This is a genomic window from Mycobacteroides franklinii (assembly GCF_002013895.1).
In the GTDB taxonomy this organism is placed as follows: domain Bacteria; phylum Actinomycetota; class Actinomycetes; order Mycobacteriales; family Mycobacteriaceae; genus Mycobacterium; species Mycobacterium franklinii.
Window position 1 is genome coordinate 80,001 of record NZ_MAFQ01000014.1, and the last position, 17,051, is coordinate 97,051.

Genomic DNA, 17,051 nt, shown 5'->3' on the forward strand with positions numbered 1-17,051 from the left:
CGGGGGTTCATGCGAGGTTGTCGGGTAGTGCGATTTGGATGAACTCGCTGGATCGGCGGTAGGCCAGCAGGCCGCGTCCGGGCGCGAGTTGGCGTTGGGGTTTGTGGCCGAATCGGATTTCGCCTTCTCGGCGGTCGCCGTCGAGAATGATGACGCCGGAGTGTCCGCGTTCGAGAGCGGTCATGGTGGGGTTGGTGTTGTAGCGCGTCCAGCTGGCGCTGGTGTGCGCGACGATGAGGTGCAGACCGATGTCGCGGGCGCCGGGGATGAATTCGAGCAAGGGCGCCAATGGGTTTTCTGTGGGGGAGCCTCCGCTGAGCATGTGCAGATCGTCAATGAATAGGAAGGTGCGCCTGCCCTGGAACACGGTGCGTGCGCGTGATTGCGCATCGCTGGGAATAGCGGCTTTCTGCTTCTTCGATCCGATGGCGATCTGTTGGAACAATGTTCGGATTTCGGGGTGCTCTGTGAAGTAGCCCGAAGCTCCTTGGACAGCAGCCATGTCGCGGTGGTTGTCGGCGACGAATATGCCTGCGTCAGGGAACGCTTCACGGACGGCTTGCGCGATGGATACCAGGGCCGTGCTCTTGCCGGATTGGCCGTCCCCCACCACGATGAGGTGGTTACTTGCCGCGAAATCGAGTGTGACGGTGTGGTTTTGCTCGCCGGTTCCGATGGTGACCTTGCCGGGTTCGTGGTCGAGTTCTGTGTAGAGCACACGGTCGGGCAGCATCCGCGGTACGAAGGCGGCCTTGCGGCTGGCCCATTGGTTGCGAATGGTGGCGACGTGATCTGAGAGCTGGGTCCCCACGGGGTTCGGGATGGGTGCCAGGGTGTGCAGGCCTCCGGTGCGCAGGCCGCGCCCGGGCTGATTCGGCACGGTGTAGTCGGCGGGCCGCAGGGCTCCGTGCGGGGTCATCCGTGATTCGGAGCGATCCACAAGACGTAGCTCGATGCGCGAGTCGGTCTTGCTGTTGATTTCGTGGTTGACGGTGCTCCATTTGTCGTTGGTGTAGATCAGGTGAATCCCGTAGGACAGACCGGATTGGACCAGCTGGACGATTTCGGCGTGCAGGGCTTCGTGGCGCTGTTTGAGCGCGGTGAGCCCGTCTACGACCAGGAAGACATCGCCGAAGCCGTCGTCGGGGTAGGGCCGTTTGTCGATGCCGAGCTTGCGGGCCCGGTAGTCGCGGATGGTGAAGCTGTCGTCGGTGCCTTGGGTGGCGGCCTCGAATGCCCGGCTACGGGTGTTGTAGACGCGGGTGACGGTTTCCATGATGCGGCGCATCCGGTTGGGATCGGAGGTGGTGACCATGCCGACGTGCGGCAGTCCTGAGATCGCGGGCATCAGGCCGCCGCCGAGGTCGATGGCGTAGATCTGGACTTGTTCGGGGCTGTGGGTCATGGCCAGGGCGGTGATCAGCGACAGCACGCTGGTGGACTTGCCAGTCTGGGGCGCCCCGACGATGCCGACGTTACCGCCCGCACCGGCCAGATCGATCAGCTGTGGATATTGCGCTGCCCGGTAGGGCTCATCGACGCGGGACACGGGCACCACGAGGTTGCCGTTGAGCGTGTCTGAGGGTTCCCACTGCTGGCCGGTCTGTTCGGTGAGCAGTTCGTCAATGCCTAGTTCGGGGGTGTCCTTGAGCGGTGGACGCCACAGCGGACGATGGAAGTGCTTGGGCCGGACCTTGCCAATTTGGTCGCTGAGCACCTTGCATGTCATGGGGCGATCTACGTCATCGTCATCAAGGTGATTGTCGGTCTGCTCGCTGTCAGCAGACTCGGTGCCAGATGCGTTCTTGTGGTCGGCGTCTACGGCAGGCAGCGCGGCCACTTCGGCTGTGAACCGGTGCGGTTTGATCTCTTGCTCAACGAGTTCATCGGGTGTGTCGGTGGCCCGTTGTGAGGGTGGAATATATTCAGAGCTGGTGTACCAGAAGCGAAACGGCGCTTCCAGTTCGCCGTCGATGGCCACCAGGAAGGTGCCCGGGGGCGAGTTTCTCAGGTCGGTAAAGGCTCGTTCGGAACCGGGCACGCCGTGGCCCAGTGCTTCACGGGAGCGCATGACGTTGGTGACCTTGCCCGCCATACGGTAGCCGAGGTTGGCTTCGATCTTTTCCAGGCGGCCGGAGTCGGCGTGCTGAGATGCATACAGCGCGTGGCACCACAGCGAACGCCCGAGGCGGTTGTAGGAGACGAACAGGTCGACCAGATCAGGCCGCAAGGTCGTGGCCTCGCCGAATTCGTCGATGATGCAGAAAAGGGCGGGCATCGGTTCGAGTGCGGATTCCCCGTCTCGCGCGATGTCCCTCTTGCGCTTGATATTCCACTGCAAGGCGTTCTGCAGGCCATGCTCTTTGAGTATTTCCTGGCGGTAGTTCAGCTCCCCCATGACCGCATCTACGAATCGGTTGAGAAGGTCAGCGGAGTCTTCGAGGTTGGACACCACGCCATGCACGTGCGGCAGTGATTCCACTGGGGTGAATGTGGCGGCGCCCTTGAAGTCGCCGAGGATGAACTGCACATCGTCGGGGCTGTGCTCAATGCCGGTCACCAGCACGGTGGTCACGAGGCCGTCAGATTTTCCACCACCGGTGAATGCGACCATCGAGCCGTGCGGGCCATGGCCACCTTCGGGTTCCTGCTTGAAGTCGTGGTAGTAGATTCCGCCCGGGGTGCGCCCGAGCGGAATGCGCAGCCGGTCACGTCCAATGGACTTGCCCCAGCGCCGCGTCGGGTCGTAGGTGGCGGGGTCTCCGATGTTGAAGAAGTTCAGGAAGTCTTGTGTGGCTTCGGCTCTGTCGCGTTCTTCGGCCAGGACGGCTGATTGTCCGCTGTCATCGGGGCGCCATCGTGCCAGGGATCGGAACAGAACGTCGGCGTCTTCGACGGAGAGCTGATCGGGGGTGGCCACAGGCTTGAGTTCGCGCGTCGGGGTGGCACCGGAGTTGAGCAGCGAGCGCCTGGGCGCATCAGTGCTACTGCGGCTGCTGCTGGCGCCGGACTCGTTGTGGTCCTCGCGCACGAGGTGCAATGCAGTCATCAGGCGGTCTCCCAGTCGGTGATAGGCGTGAAGTAGCGCATGAGGGTTCCCTCTTGCAGGTAGTACACGCGGTCGTCTTTCTTGGCGGCCAGCGCTGATGGTGTGGTCGCTGAATGCAACACGGCTACACCGTCTTTGCCGTCATCGCCGGTGATCAGTGAGGAGTCGGCTTCGGGGTCATCAATGATGACCAGCATGCGGCGCTGGGCGGCATCACCAGAGGATGTCAGCGGATTGTGGCTGCTGCGATTGCTCAGCTCACTCTGGAAGCGGGCCAGAAACGCAGCGACGGTCGGGAAGATCAGCCGGGCTGGACCGGACTTGTCGATGAACTCTGGGTCGGCGCAGTGCGGCGCGTATTTGAGCGGCTCCCATTCGGCGGGCCTGTTGGTGATGGCGGCGATGAGCAGCTCGTCGGGGCCGTGGAACAGGGCAGCCTGGGCGGTGGCTGCGCGCAGCATGGCGGTGATGACGGGCCGACCTGCTTCGTCAGCGATGAAGGTGTGGATGGGTTGATCGAATAGCGCCAGCGGGCGCGGGACACCGGTAATAATTTGGTGGGTTTGGCCGAACTCGCGCAACGCAACGGTGCTGACGGTCTCGCGCACGTCGGGCGGGGGAATGTCTTCGGGCAGAATGATGTGCGCGGCGGTCAGGGTCGCGCCGATACCGATGCGCACGTGTCCGAAATTGTTGAGCCCTGATCCGAAGCTGCTGACGTTCATGACTCGTTCCCACTGGCGAGCGGTGCCCGCCAACGTGTTTAGGGCACGCGGGTCGGGATGGTGCCAGTTGATTTCGTGGGCTTGGGCCTCCTGCGCATCGTGCATCGTCTTGCGGGCCTGGTCGAGATTGTTGCAGTAGTCGCCGCGGCCCTTGTTCAGCTGCGGCTTGGTCTGCTTGTCGCCTTCGCTTCTGCCCATGCCGCCGCGGAACATCATGAACATGCTGACGGCCATCATCGGCAAGAAGATGAAGCCGCCGCCCGCGATGGAGCGCACACCGAGAACGAAGAGCATGATGAGCAGGCCCACGACCGACACGATGAGCACGACCATCCACACCCACATCGGTGGGTTTTGCGGGATGGACGGTTTGAGTTCAGCCGGTGAGGCAACCTCGACGTTGACTTCCGTGGTCGGTGGTGCGGGCACGCGGCGGCGCCGGAAGTTGAGCTTTAAGATTCTGTCGCTGGTGGAGATGTTCACGAATGCCACCCCATCTGTGTGCCGGTCGGTTCAAGGACTAACGCGGTGCTCATGCGCCGGGCTGCTTCGCTGCGTCTTGGATCTGCCAGGCGGCAGCATTCGAGAGTGTCAATCCTGCTGGCAGCCAACGCAACACCACCCAGGGCGCGGGGGTCGGTCGGCCAGATAAGCCGAGGGCTGAGCGGGTCTGTTGGTCGGCTTGGCCGATGGTGGCGATGCCGTGCCGGACACCGGTATCGGTGATCCACCACAAGGATTCGGCGCGATCGCTGCTGGGCTCGTTTCCGGTCAGTTGCACGAAGTTCGCCGAGTCCGGCGCCAGGTACACGCTGTCGGCGATGTCGGGGCCTTTGGCTGCCAGGTCGATCACACGCCGTTCCCCGCCAAGGGGTATCGGCAGACGGCGCCCGGAAAGAACCTCGATGCGGGCGGCGGGGTCGGCGCTGTCCTTGCGCCACACCACGCAGGTGAATGGGCTGCTCTCCTGATTGACTACGCGCACGGGCTGCACGGGGTAGTACGAAAGGTTGAACGTCGGGGTGGCAGGCATAGCGGAAATGGCTGCCGGAGGGACGTTTACGGGTGCGAGCGCACTGGTGCTGGTGTTGCGCAGCATGGCCGCAACGGTCGGCGGGATCTGCTGGACGCCGCGATCGAGAACAAGGAAGTACTGCTTGTCCCCGGCCGCACCGGTGGTGGTGAGCACGGTGCCCGCTGTCAGCGGCATGGGGGTGGGGTAGGCGACGATGGGTGCACCCATGTTGGGGATGGTCGGGACGGTCAGCGGCGGGGTGGGCGGCAGCGCGTCATACAGTGCCCGCGACATCGGGGTGCTGACCGCGGAGGCGCTGATGCCCAAGGCCAACGTCAGAGCGCGGTTGGAGCGATCCAGTTCGGAGCGGTGCCCGTCGGTGACCAGGTAGGTGCGGCCTTCGTAGTGCATGAGCGCGGCCTCGGGGTTGGCCAGCATGGTGGTCCAGTCCCCCAGCTCCGGGGTTCCGGCCAGCACGGTGGTGCGGGGCTGTACCCGGGCGGCGGTGGAGCCGAGGCGATCGCACAGGCCCCAGCCCACCGTTAGCGGGCTGCGCACGGTCAGATCCTGTGGCGCACCGGGAATGCCCATGGTCGGGCCTTGGGGCAGGGAGCTGATCTCGGTCAGGGGCACCTGGGTGGGGTTGTCGGCGCTGCCCGCGATGATGCGCGCGGAGGCCAGGTTCAGGACGGGATGGATGACGGGGTTGTCATCGCCGACGCGTACGTACAGTGCGCTGCTGCTCTTGGCGGCGACGATCTTGGAGGTGCCGATGCGCGAGGCTGGCCGGATCCATTTCACGATCATGGTGCCGCCGACGAGGATGATGGCGATCACCAGCCCGACGGCCAGACTCGCCACGTACGCCTTGGATGGGTCGTGGCGCAATGTGACGGTGTGCCGGGCTACAGCGGTCTCGGTGCGGTGCTTCATGAACCGCCAGGCCGAGGCTTGTTCACTGCTTGCATAGTTCAGCGGCATGACGTTGGCTCTCCCCACATTGTGAACATCGTTCTTCTTAACTCATCAGTCCGGAAGTATTCGCCTGATCTGGACCCGATCGGCGCCGACGCCGCTCATCGGGACAGCGCGGACTTTGACCAGCTGCCCGGAGCTGGGTGCTTCGAGCACCTTGTCCGATGAGATGGCCATCATCATGTGCTCGGCACGCCCGTTTTTCCAGTTGGTCAGCAGCACATCGCCTGCTTTGAGTTCGCCGTATCCCACGACGCGTCCCTGGTTCATCCAGCCGTAGGTGGTGCGCGGCACGTTGATCCCCGCGCCTTTGTAGGCGTCTTGGACGACGCTGGAGCAGTCCCAGGCGTTGGGGCCGTTGGCTCCGAAGACATAGGGCTTGCCGACGTTGGTCAGGCCGCGGCGCACGATGGCGTCGCGGGTTTCGTCGCCGCTGGCGCCCAGTGGCCCGTATTCGCCGGGGGCGGCCATGCCGGTGGCGGCGGCGACGTTCTGCGGCCCGACGCTTCCGGTCAGGGATTGGCCGAGGCCGCCGAGGCTGGAGAAGATCGGGCCCATCATGTCCAGTGGAGCTTTCAAGATGGTGGCCGGAACTCCCAGGACTGCCGGTGCGATACCGCTGACAGCGGGAATGACCGCGGAGGCCAGTCCGCCCACGGGTCCAAGGGCGCCGCCTGCGCTGCCGATGTTGCCCAGACCGCCCAGAGCGCGGGCGGCGGCAGCTGGTGCCGTCCCCGCCGTCAGCGCAGCGGGTTTGGTGCCCTCTCCCCCGAGCAGTTCACGGAACTTATCGGTGGCCGCACGCACATTGCCCGCATGGGTTTTGCCGTCCCGGATCGCATCCTCGTAGGCCGACTTGCCATCAGAAAGCCTCTGCGTCAACGCATCAACGAGCGCCCGCTGACCGGACTGAGACGTACGCGCCGCAGGACCAAGGGAGGACACATCATCACCGGCAGCCTTGATCACCCGATCAAGGGCCATCACATGCCCACGGTGAGAATCAGCTGCGGCATTGGCCGCCGACACCACCCGAGCATCAGCAGCAGCCAACGCCGAATTACGCTGCGCCAGCGCAGTATGGGCATCCATCGCCGCCGCCGCGGCACGACCACTACCAGAACCATCGGCCGCACTCATCGAGCGCGACGACCACGAATCACCAGAAACCCCAGGCCCCAACGAATCCCGAGCCGAACCAAGCACCCGACCCACCGCATCAACAAACACCGCCAAATCAGCCATCAATACCCTCCAGCGGAATGGTGCGGATTGAACTGGCCGACGCTGGTGAGTCGTTCTGCGCCGCGCCCAACGTTGTAGCGGCGCATGAGGTAGTTCATTCCGGCCGCGATGTTGGCGACCGGATCGTAGATGTAGTTCGAGGTGCCGGGCTGATGGTTGGCGGCGAACGTAGTGGGGATGGTTTGCATCAGGCTGCGGCTGGAATTGAAGGGGGCGCCGTCGATTTGGCGGGCACCGTGAGCATTGGAGTCGGTCTTGTTGACCGCGAGGGTGTCGAATCCTGACTCACGGTTGATGCCCACGGGCAGTCCGGCTTTCCAGCGGGCCCGGGCGGCAGGGTCGGTGATGCCATGGGCATCGAGGGCTTGATCGATGTAGCCGTTGACGGCGGCCATGCCGCCCGGGAATTTCACCTTGTCGAAACGCACGTCACCGGGCGCGATCGCTGCAGCCGAGTTAGTTCCCAAGCCTGTGCCACTGCCTGCGGTAGCCGAGGCGACGCCGCTGCCGCCGCGGATGCCTGGTGCTCCGGCGCCGCCGAAGGCACCGGGCTGGATGAAGCTGCCCAGACCGCCCAAGATGGGTCCGATGACCTTGGCGGGTGCACCAAGCACCGCGGGCACGATTCCGGTCAGGGGTGTGGCGATCCCGCCAAGAGCCTGCACAGGTCCCAAGAACTGGGCGGCGCCGCCTGCGCTGCCGATGTTGCCCAGACCGCCCAGAGCGCGGGCGGCGGCAGCTGGTGCCGTCCCCGCCGTCAGCGCAGCGGGTTTGGTGCCCTCTCCCCCGAGCAGTTCACGGAACTTATCGGTGGCCGCACGCACATTGCCCGCATGGGTTTTGCCGTCCCGGATCGCATCCTCGTAGGCCGACTTGCCATCAGAAAGCCTCTGCGTCAACGCATCAACGAGCGCCCGCTGACCGGACTGAGACGTACGCGCCGCAGGACCAAGGGAGGACACATCATCACCGGCAGCCTTGATCACCCGATCAAGGGCCATCACATGCCCACGGTGAGAATCAGCTGCGGCATTGGCCGCCGACACCACCCGAGCATCAGCAGCAGCCAACGCCGAATTACGCTGCGCCAGCGCAGTATGGGCATCCATCGCCGCCGCCGCGGCACGACCACTACCAGAACCAGAACCATCGGCCGCACTCATCGAGCGCGACGACCACGAATCACCAGAAACCCCAGGCCCCAACGAATCCCGAGCCGAACCAAGCACCCGACCCACCGCATCAACAAACACCGCCAAATCAGCCATCAATACCCTCCAAGGAGGACCTGGTGACTGATCTGGCGGTCATGGTTTGTCCTAATCGTGTTGGGGGACAGAAAGGTTAGGCCTGCCCGGTGGCGGGGGGCGCAGCAGGCGGCGTCACCGGTGAAGAAGCCGGGGGCTGCTCGCCGCCACCACCGGTGCTGGTGCCCGGACGCATCCAGCCCAGGAAATCCGGGCCCGAAGAAAGACTTGACTCAGGCTGAACCTGGCCGTTGACCAGGAACTTGTTGTTACCCAAGGCCATAACGAGATGGTCTTTGAAGTAGCCGACATCGCCGCCCTTGAGGTCACCGGGCGGAACAGGATCAAGGATCGGGGTGCCTGCCGGGGGCAGGGTCACACCTGCTTGCTGCCAAGCGGTTTCGACGGGGGTGCCGTCGATGGCAGAACGCATCGCAGCAGCCGCAGCGGTGCTGGGCGCATCAGTTTTGGAGCCATCGGGCAGGGCGACCGATACCCCCGCTGGGGTGGCGTTACCTGCTGGGGTGACATGATTCTTCTTGTCGTCCCCGTCCTTCTTGTCATCGGCGGTGCCGTCCTCGGTCGAAGCCGGTGAGGTCTGACCGTCCTTCTTGTCATCGAGCTTGGGCTCTGCGGCACCGGGCTCGTGCTTGGCCTCGGGGTCGGTCAGACCGGCAGGCTGGGTCAGGCCGCTGCCCAGACCGGCGACAGGATCGGAAAATCCCGGGCCCCCGCCACCGGGCACACCGCCGCCACCCATACCGGGCATGCCGCCACCCATGGGCATACCGCCTCCGGGCATGCCGAACGGAAGGCCACCGGTGGGTGCGGCGGGCTGGCCGGGTACCGCCGATGCAGGCTGAGTAGTTCCCGCAGGCGGGGTCCCCTCGGGGCCGCTGCCGCCTTCTCCCCCGCCGCCGCCCTCGCCGCCGCCGCTGCCTCCATTGCCGCCGCCGTGGCTGTTGCCACCGCGATCGGAGCTGCCGCCGTTGTCATCGCCCGCGAGCTTCATGTAGTCCTCGATGATGCCGCGCGCATCGCGTGCCTTGTTGTTGGCGTCAGCGTCGGCCGCTTCCAGGGTCGACTTGGCCTTCTCTAGGCGCTGGATGTAGAAGTCGCGGAACTCTTTGAGTCCTTCGGGGGTCTTGAGACGCTCCCCGAGTTCGGTGGCCTTGGCATCCAGATCGCTTTTGACGGTATCGAGTTCCTTCTTGACCGCAGCGTTGGACTCGGCGGTGGCCTTCTCCAGGTCTTCGAGGCGCTTGTCGACATCACGCAGCGTGGAGTGAGCCTGGCGCAGCTTCTCGGCGGCGTCGTTGGCGGCATCGTTGGCCTGCCCGGAACCGGTCAGCGGCGGTGGCGGGGTCACGCTCGTGTTCGGTGCGGCAGCTGCTGCAGGCGGCGGGGTGTTTGAGGAGGAGCGACCCAACACGATGCCGACGGCGCCGGAGATCAGACCGATGAGGATGGGGATTGCGAACGGCATGGGGTCGGTTCCTTTTCTGCCAAGTGGACGGGGTTAGAAATTCAGCGCCGACTCGGCGCGATCGGCTTCCTCGGTGGACGGGTACCCCGAGGCCGCCGCACGTGCCTCACCTTCGGCGCGGGCGATCTTCTGGCGCTCGTTAGCTTGGTAACGCAGATCAGCGACCTCGAACGCCGCGACTACACGGTCGCAGATGGTGTAGGAATCCCAGTTCCTCACCTCGGGGGAAAACCGCACTTCCAGCGGATAGTTGGTGTTGGTGACCGCCGCGTAGACGCTTTGTTCACGTGAGAGTGCCGCTGCCCCCAAGGTGCGCTCGACTTCCGGTTCTGCCTCCACGGTTAGCCCTTCCCTTTTGCACGCTGTCCGCTACACTACGTGAATGATGACACATTCGACACAAGACGTAAACAGTGAGGTGTGTTGATGCCTGAACAGATCACATCCAACTTTGACGAGCTTGAGGCGCGAATCGGACAGTTGGACGATTACGCCCGCGGCATCACCGGGGACACCAAGGCGCCAGGGGAAGTGCTCAGCACCTATCGTCAGGGTTTTGCAGATAGCCCCTATCGTGAGGTCGGCGACCTGCTCAGCCAAGGCCGCGAAGCGCGCGAGAGAGCTGGCGCCAACATCGCCAAGCAGGCCCGTGGGCAGGCACAGTTTCACCGCAACACCATCACCGGTTTCGCCGACGCTGACAGCGCGGCCAAGACGGTGATGGACAAGATCGCCGACGAGTAAGAAGCTGACAATGGTGGGGACCATTACGGCCATAAGTGAGCGTATCGAGGCCGCGTCGCTCGGGCGCTGGCCTGGGCCTCCGCACGGTTATCCACGGCTCAACGAGGCCAAGCTTGGCCGCTTCTCACTCGGCAAGGCCCGTCGTGCCCTGGCCTGTGGTTTTGTCGCGCGGCAACCACAGCTGCAACTGGTGCCGATGCGTCACGCACCGGCCGGGCCGGTCTCTCTCCATGAACTGGCGGTAGTTGCCGCCGCCGCGCTGGGGGTCTGCGTGGTCTCGGCGATCGTGCACTCGCAGGCCGGTTTTGTAGCGGGTGTGGCGGTGTTGTTCGCGGGATTCTTTGTGCTACAGACCGGAATACACCGTCCGGTGGTGCGGACGGTCCTCAACGCCACCGGGTTCCGCTACGACCTCGGCGCGATCGAGTATGTGCCCTGGGTGTACGGGCTGCCGGTTGCCGCCGCGTCAGGGCGCACCTTCGCTGCGGCTCTGCCGCTGCCCACTCCTGCTCGCAGGCCCAATGGCGCCGTGGGCCCTGACTGCGCGATTGTGGTGGTGGCCGAACAGATCTGCGCGGAACTGCGCCAGGATCAGCAGTATGCCCGCGATGTCGGACTGGTGCTGGGTAAAACACCCGTGGACACCAAAGAGCAGATGCACCAGATCGCTTGGGCGGTAGCGGATTTGATAGCACATCGCCAGCGGGTACAGGCCATCGCCGGTGAGGGTGACCGCGATTGGATTAACGCGGTCACTGAGGAACGCCAGGCGTTGATCGAGCGGGTCGCCGCATTGGAGCTGCGGCGCCAAGAAATGACTGAGGCACTTGAGGTGATGGCTGAGGCCGCCGCCGAACTCAGCGATAGCGCCCCTGCGGCACCGGTGGTGCCGGACTTGTCGGATCTTTACGCCAATAGCCTGGTGCACCGTCAGGCAGCGAACGTGATAGCTGGAGGTGCCCGCTGATGGCCGGGGAAGTGCATGCCGATTTCGGTGGTCTGGCAGGTGATGCGTCCGCGCTGCAGGCCTCTGCGGCACCGTCGGCGTCCCCGACCGGGGTGATCGGCCCGGGCCTGGATTCGGTGTCGATGGCCATGGCCGTGCATGTCAACGCCTTGGCACAGTCCCTGGATGCGCACCTAGCGGCTGCCAGCGCGCAGCGTCAGGCCGCTGCCACCGTGACCACGGCGACCGTATCGGCCTTTGAAGCGGCCGATGCCGCCAACAGTTCCCAGATGCTTGCCGTCGCCTCGGGCGGCACCTCAGCTCCGCTGCCGGGGGCCCTCCCCCCACCGTCCCCGGCAGCGGGCCTCCCCACGGTGCCAGCCGGATTGGGCGCGGTGCCACCGCCCTCGGTGGGCGCGGTAGAGCTTGGTGAGGCCTTCTCGACGGCCATCCACAGCGGCCCGGGCCCGGCCAGCTTGCAGGCTGCCGCCGCGACCTGGCGGGCCCGTAGCGGTGTGGAGAGCCAAAAGGCTGATCAGGTGCAGAAGGCCGGATCGAGTATCCGATCGGACTGGAAACAGGGCTCGGGCGGCAACACGGCGGCCGACGCGATCGACGAGCACGCCAAGTGGAGCCACGAAGCGGTGGCTCACGCGGCGGGCATCGCCAAGCTGGCCGACAACTATGCGCAGGCCTTCACCGATGCCCGCGCTCGTACACCAACGCCTGCCGAGTTCGCAGATCTGCGCAACAAACTGGCCAAAGCCCAAGCGCTGCAAGCCCAATACGGTCCGCGATACACCCCGATGGTGCTGGAAATTTCGCAGGCGATCGTTGACAAGCAGGGTGAAGCCAGTGGCGCGGCGTCGTGGTTTCAGCAGGCGCTGCAGTCCGCGGCCACTGATGTCGGCAAGACGTTGAGTGCGGCGCCGAACATCGTCAAACCGGGCGGCACCGGCAAGGGCCCACTGTCCGGGGACGACAAGGGCAAGCAGGCCGGGCACAAGCCCGGTGCGCCCGATGAATCGGGCGCGGGTTTCGGGGGTGGGGCCACCGGGGCGCTCGATGGGGTGGACCCGGCGGCGGCCAATCCTCTCAATTCTGATGCGATGTCTTCGGTCGGCGAGGTCGCCGGAAGCATCATGGGAAGCGGTATGGGTGCGCTGCAGAGCCTGGGATCGGCGGGCGGGGGCGGCAACCCTGCCTCCGGACTGTCCTCTGCTCTGCCGGGCCTAAGTAGTTTGGGCGCTCCGCAGATGCCGTCCCCGGGTCAAGGCGGTGGCGGTGAACAGCCCTCGGCACCTGAGGATTTGGGCGCTGGCGGTGGGTCTACGACCCCTGCGGCTGGTGATTTCGGTGGCGGCTCGGGTGGCGGCGGCACCGGTGGTGGCGGTGGTGGAGCTGGTGGCGGGTCGTTGGGTGCTTCCACGGTGTCGGCTTCCCCGACTGTGGGAAGTACCGCATCTGTCGGCGGGCCTGCCACACCTGCCGGTAGCGGTATGGGCGGCGGCGGAATGGTGCCGCCTATGGGAGGCGGCGGCAAGAAGGGCGGGGAGGGCGCTGAACGCGACCGCAAGCTCAACCCGGATAAGCGTCTGCTCATGCGCCCTGAGCCCCACGTCGAAGCAGTACTCGGTGAAGTCGAGATCAAACGGTCAAAGCGTGACAAACCCAATGAGGAGTCGAAGTGAAGGGTCTACCCAAACAACAGCTCGACGGGCTATCGGCGCTACTCAACGTGGCATACGAGTACGCCGAAAAGGTCGATAACTACAGTGCCTCAAGCCTTGAGGACGAGCCCATACAGGTCTCCATCAACGGCAAGGGCAAGATCACGAACTGCGAAATGCGCCAAGGCCTGCAACGGGAACTGACCGCCACCGAGCTGTCCGAGGCCTTCACCGACGCTATCGACGGCATGTCGCGGCGGGCCGAAGTGGAATGCATCGAGATGCTCGATGAGATGCGCAAACAGTCCCAGGCGATTGCCAGCAAGTTCGAGCACAGCGCCGAATACGGCTCGGCACTGGCATCCCTCGGTGGCTTCAAAACCGCAGGCGGTTGAGCAGCGAATTTCCTGGCGCCCTAGCCCGAAACCACGGATAATGAGACGATATGTACAACGAGAGCAACGGGAGGTGATCTGAGATGCCAAGCACTGACGGTCTCGTTCACCACGACCTCACCAAGGTCACCGAGGGGAACTCGCAGATCGCCACCGCATTCACCGGCCCCTCCGGCGTGGCCGCAGTTCGCGCGGGAGCCGACCCCTTCACAGCCGTGCTGGCCACTCTCGACACCCAATACGACGCCTCAAGCGCTCCGGCGAGCCTGCAACTGGGCGCGGTGACCAAGATGCTGCACGGCAAGAACGACAACAGCTCCGGCATTCTGATGGGTGCTGACGGCGAGAACGGTGCAGCTATGGACACGGTGACCACGTGACCGCCACACTGCCCCAGCAGGCCCCGGTGTCCCCTCCCGGGGCGCCGCAGTACGGCGCAGCACCCCAGCCGTATCCGAACCCAACACCGGTGTGGCTCAAGGCATGCCTTGCGGTGCTCGCCATCGTCGGTGCCGCGGCGATCGGCGCTACTACCGCAACGGCCATCACGTTGAAAGCCAACACGGCAGGAACCGCTGTCACCGCTCCCCCGCCGTCGGCCTCTGTCGTGCACGACGCCAACGTCAAACTCTGCACGCTGTACTACAGCGCTGGAGAGGCGATGGCGAACTGGGATCGGAAACACCCATCGACGGAGCAGCAAGACGGGACTTCTGGGGCGTCCGTTTATCTGGTGACCGGAAACTTCCTCATGTGGGCGCTCGACCAGACAGCCGACGCCGATAAGGACCTACGCGAGAACGTACGCGCGGTAGCCCAGGCAAGTATTGACTCCGCTGGCGTCTACTCCGGCAAGCCTGCAGGCCTCGTCCAACCGCCGACTTTCGTGCCCAACAGTGCATTCGGCGATCCAGGGCAGAAGATCTACGACTTCTGCGTCAAGGGTGGCTAGAGAGGCTGTTGACAGGTGCGTGGTGTTCGCCGTGACCAGTCCGGCGCACCACTCTCACCACCAGCGCTAGCAGTTTCCGTAGCAGATTCACCTGCAGGTATACACACTTTCACGCGGTCCGTTCATGCGCCCGCGTGTCTGCTCACGTCGCCATCTTTGGTTAGCCATGTCGGAAGGACGTTCGGTTATGGATATTGAGATGCCCTCGGGCCACCCCGTAGCTGCAGCCGTGCAGCCAGTCTGGCCCCACACGGACTCATCAGAAGGCGAACACAACGCGGACGTGGCCAGGAAGGCTGTTCAGTGGGCGCAACAAGGAATCGATGCGCTCGACCGCGCTCAGAACCTGCACCGCGACGGCTGGAAAGGACAGTCCGGCGAAGCCGCACAACAAGAGAACACCGCCATCAAACACGCCGCACAGAAGTTCCAGGCATGGCAGTACGAGTGCGCACAGAAGTTTCAGGAAAGCGCTGGCGAGACGCGTGCATTCAAGAATGCTCTCCATAGCGTTTTTGAGCAGGCCAAAAGTGACTATGACTCGATACCAAACAGTCCGATAGCCGAAGGCCTCCGGGAACGGGTGATCAGACAGGCGTCTGTAGAAGCGATCGAAACTCAAGCCTTCTATGTCGAGAAGGCGCTCGCCATCAAAATGTCTCCGCCACCGGATATGACCCACCTACTAGGCGGCGGCAGCAGCCAACCTCACAACGGCAACGGCAGCGGCGACGGCCGAAACAAGGCCAAGCCCATGGACTTCTCGAAGTCCCCGAAGGAAGGGGATACCAAGGGCTCCGACGACAAGGATACGAAGAACAAGTCCGACGAGAAGGTCGAGAAGAAGAGCCACAACCCCAAAGAGAGCGGGGAAGATGTCACCAAGGAGAAGGGCGAGGGAACTGAGCATTTGAAGGATGCTGACCACATCACGAATGCGAAGGCTTCGGGCGACAACGTAGGCACGCTCAACCCCGGCGCACAGTCGCCCACAGGCGGGGGCGTGTCTCAGTTGGGTTCGGCGATGTCGGGGATGACTTCGCCCGCGAGCGGTATGGGTGGCGGTGGTGCGGGTTCGCCGACTTCTGCTTTCCAGGGGTTGCAGAGTTTGGGCAAGGGCATCAATCCTGGTCAAGGACTAAGTGGCTTGGGGCAGACGGGTTCTGGTGCTACGCGGCCTATGTCATCGAGCCCGTTGACCTCGCTCAGTGAGGGGTTCAGCTCGGGTCTGTCGTCGGCGTCCAGTGGCGCGGGTTCTGTTGGTCCGGCGACTCCTGCGGGCGCTGTACAGCAGCCTTCCCAGTTCGTGCCCCCGGTAGTCCGGCCGGAGGCTGCTGTGCCGCCTGCGGCCATCTCAGGGCCTGTGAATGCCGCTGGATTGAATGCCCCGGCCCCCTCCCCTACCCCGGCTGGCTCGGGCGGCGCGATGGGTGGCGGTGGCGGGATGATGGGGCCGTACTCGTCGCCGACGAGCGGTGTCGGCGGCGGTGGTGGCGGCGGTGGTGCGCCAACCGGGGCGGCGTCGAGTGGCGGTGCTCCCCCGCCTGCTGGTGGGTCGAGCTCGACCACGATGGCTCCGTTGCCGCCGCCTGAGGAGCGTGCGGCGCCTGTACGTGCTGGGCGTAATCCTGATCTGGTGTTGGCCGAGAAGTTGGTCGCCGATCTGGTGCGTGGCGCTCCGATGGCGTTGGCTGAGTGGGCGGTGTCGGTGGTGCGTACCTCATCGGGGCCGCAGGTGTACGTGGCTAGCAGTGTTGCTGGCGGCTCGTTCATTCCGCAGGGTGTTCATCTGCCTGCCTCGGCGCGGTTGGCGATCGCTGATACCGCGCTGACGCCGGGCTGGTGGGCGCCCTACATCGGGTGGACGCGGCCGGTGGACATCTTGGTGGAGCACTTTTCGAAGCTCACCGAGGTTGTCAGCGGGGCCTCTCTTTCGGCGGTGGCCACGACTTCGATGACCAGTCGCCTGCCAGCACATTTGCGTGCTGATTTTTCTCTGGTGGATCGCGGCAGCATCAGCGGTGCCGCGCCGATCCTTGGTGGCGGTACTCAGCATCGGCTCGCCACGATCGATCCGGCCATGTATGCGCGGCTACGTGCCCTGCGTCCCGAGGTGGCGATGGTCGCCGCCGTCGGCATCACCAACACGGTGCTGCAGGAAGCGCAGAAAGTGCAGGGCGTCAACGGGGCGTTGTCCACGGACGCTGAAACCGCGATGCTGCAGCAGGTGGCGCAACGCGGTGCGACAGAACAAGATTGGGTTTCCTATAAGGCGGCGGCGCGGTCCGCTGATACGGAGCTGACCACGCATGCGACGCACTCTTACGACGATGAGCCCGAGACGCAGCGTGAACGCGATGCCTACCAGCTGGTGTTCCGCAGGGCACGCATCGTGGAGCTGGTGTGCTGCTGGGAAGAGCCGTTGACACCGAGCCTTCCCGACATTGTGTACAACGCAATCTGCGCCGGGTATCAACCTGCGCAGATCATCGACCAGGCCGAACAGCAGCAGCTAGGCGGGCGATAGCGGCGGCGTAGCAAGGCTGCTCCGCAGGTGTGGTTGCCGTGACGTTGTTCTTGCCGAAAACCTATCGCGTCGTGG

Annotated in this window: 14 protein-coding genes; 7 read left to right on the plus strand and 7 right to left on the minus strand. The window is 64.6% G+C overall.

Features of this window, described 5'->3' with window-relative positions; genetic code table 11:
* Positions 1-7 precede the first annotated feature (7 nt).
* From eccCb to B4393_RS22050, 7 genes are all read right to left on the minus strand, one after another.
* Complete coding sequence (gene eccCb, locus B4393_RS22020; protein WP_078335922.1) at positions 8-3,049, minus strand: type VII secretion protein EccCb; 3,042 nt, start codon at positions 3,047-3,049, stop codon at positions 8-10.
* A complete protein-coding gene (locus tag B4393_RS22025; RefSeq protein ID WP_133052554.1) occupies positions 3,049-4,257 on the minus strand; it encodes a hypothetical protein in 1,209 nt (402 codons plus the stop codon). Before B4393_RS22025 ends, eccCb begins: the two co-directional genes overlap by 1 nt.
* Positions 4,258-4,306: 49 nt before the next feature.
* Complete coding sequence (eccB, locus tag B4393_RS22030; RefSeq protein WP_078335926.1) at positions 4,307-5,770, minus strand: type VII secretion protein EccB; 1,464 nt, start codon at positions 5,768-5,770, stop codon at positions 4,307-4,309.
* Between the two features lie 45 nt (positions 5,771-5,815).
* The gene (locus B4393_RS22035; RefSeq protein WP_078335928.1) at positions 5,816-7,009 is read right to left on the minus strand and encodes a C40 family peptidase; all 1,194 of its coding nucleotides are present in this window, start codon (positions 7,007-7,009) and stop codon (positions 5,816-5,818) included.
* Positions 7,009-8,277, minus strand: a complete 1,269-nt coding sequence (locus tag B4393_RS22040) for a transglycosylase SLT domain-containing protein (RefSeq protein WP_078335929.1) — start codon at positions 8,275-8,277, stop codon at positions 7,009-7,011. The genes B4393_RS22035 and B4393_RS22040 overlap by 1 nt, the downstream gene beginning before the upstream one ends.
* 76 nt (positions 8,278-8,353) lie before the next feature.
* Positions 8,354-9,742, minus strand: coding sequence for a DUF4226 domain-containing protein (locus B4393_RS22045; protein ID WP_078335931.1), 1,389 nt, complete (start codon positions 9,740-9,742; stop codon positions 8,354-8,356).
* 33 nt (positions 9,743-9,775) lie between these two features.
* Positions 9,776-10,081: a hypothetical protein gene (locus B4393_RS22050; protein ID WP_078335933.1), complete on the minus strand. Its 306-nt coding sequence runs from the start codon at positions 10,079-10,081 to the stop codon at positions 9,776-9,778.
* A gap of 87 nt (positions 10,082-10,168) precedes the next feature.
* Between B4393_RS22050 and B4393_RS22055 the strand changes: the two genes are divergently transcribed.
* The 7 genes from B4393_RS22055 (at position 10,169) to B4393_RS28305 (ending at position 16,976) form a co-directional block, all read left to right on the plus strand.
* Entirely contained in the window at positions 10,169-10,486 is a 318-nt protein-coding gene (locus tag B4393_RS22055) for a hypothetical protein (RefSeq protein ID WP_083069923.1), read from the plus strand.
* Positions 10,487-10,496: 10 nt separating this feature from the next.
* Positions 10,497-11,453, plus strand: coding sequence for a hypothetical protein (locus B4393_RS22060; RefSeq protein ID WP_078335936.1), 957 nt, complete (start codon positions 10,497-10,499; stop codon positions 11,451-11,453).
* Positions 11,453-13,123, plus strand: a complete 1,671-nt coding sequence (locus B4393_RS28300) for a PPE domain-containing protein (RefSeq protein ID WP_078335937.1) — start codon at positions 11,453-11,455, stop codon at positions 13,121-13,123. Before B4393_RS22060 ends, B4393_RS28300 begins: the two co-directional genes overlap by 1 nt.
* Positions 13,120-13,497, plus strand: a complete 378-nt coding sequence (locus B4393_RS22070) for a hypothetical protein (RefSeq protein WP_078335938.1) — start codon at positions 13,120-13,122, stop codon at positions 13,495-13,497. The genes B4393_RS28300 and B4393_RS22070 overlap by 4 nt, the downstream gene beginning before the upstream one ends.
* Positions 13,498-13,580: 83 nt before the next feature.
* Positions 13,581-13,877 carry a hypothetical protein gene (locus tag B4393_RS22075; protein WP_078335939.1) on the plus strand — a complete coding sequence of 99 codons (297 nt, stop codon included), beginning with the start codon at positions 13,581-13,583 and terminating at the stop codon, positions 13,875-13,877.
* Positions 13,874-14,449, plus strand: a complete 576-nt coding sequence (locus tag B4393_RS22080; protein WP_078335940.1) for a hypothetical protein — start codon at positions 13,874-13,876, stop codon at positions 14,447-14,449. Before B4393_RS22075 ends, B4393_RS22080 begins: the two co-directional genes overlap by 4 nt.
* 283 nt (positions 14,450-14,732) lie before the next feature.
* Complete coding sequence (locus B4393_RS28305) at positions 14,733-16,976, plus strand: hypothetical protein (protein WP_133052553.1); 2,244 nt, start codon at positions 14,733-14,735, stop codon at positions 16,974-16,976.
* The last annotated feature ends 75 nt before the right edge of the window (positions 16,977-17,051 follow it).

Coding starts and splice junctions, on each gene's coding strand:
- eccCb (WP_078335922.1), bottom strand. CDS start 3,049: ATGACTGCATTGCACCTCGTGCGCGAGGACCACAACGAGTCCGGCGCC.
- eccB (WP_078335926.1), bottom strand. CDS start 5,770: ATGCCGCTGAACTATGCAAGCAGTGAACAAGCCTCGGCCTGGCGGTTC.
- B4393_RS22035 (WP_078335928.1), bottom strand. CDS start 7,009: ATGGCTGATTTGGCGGTGTTTGTTGATGCGGTGGGTCGGGTGCTTGGT.
- B4393_RS22040 (WP_078335929.1), bottom strand. CDS start 8,277: ATGGCTGATTTGGCGGTGTTTGTTGATGCGGTGGGTCGGGTGCTTGGT.
- B4393_RS22045 (WP_078335931.1), bottom strand. CDS start 9,742: ATGCCGTTCGCAATCCCCATCCTCATCGGTCTGATCTCCGGCGCCGTC.
- B4393_RS22055 (WP_083069923.1), top strand. CDS start 10,169: ATGCCTGAACAGATCACATCCAACTTTGACGAGCTTGAGGCGCGAATC.
- B4393_RS22060 (WP_078335936.1), top strand. CDS start 10,497: ATGGTGGGGACCATTACGGCCATAAGTGAGCGTATCGAGGCCGCGTCG.
- B4393_RS28300 (WP_078335937.1), top strand. CDS start 11,453: ATGGCCGGGGAAGTGCATGCCGATTTCGGTGGTCTGGCAGGTGATGCG.
- B4393_RS22075 (WP_078335939.1), top strand. CDS start 13,581: ATGCCAAGCACTGACGGTCTCGTTCACCACGACCTCACCAAGGTCACC.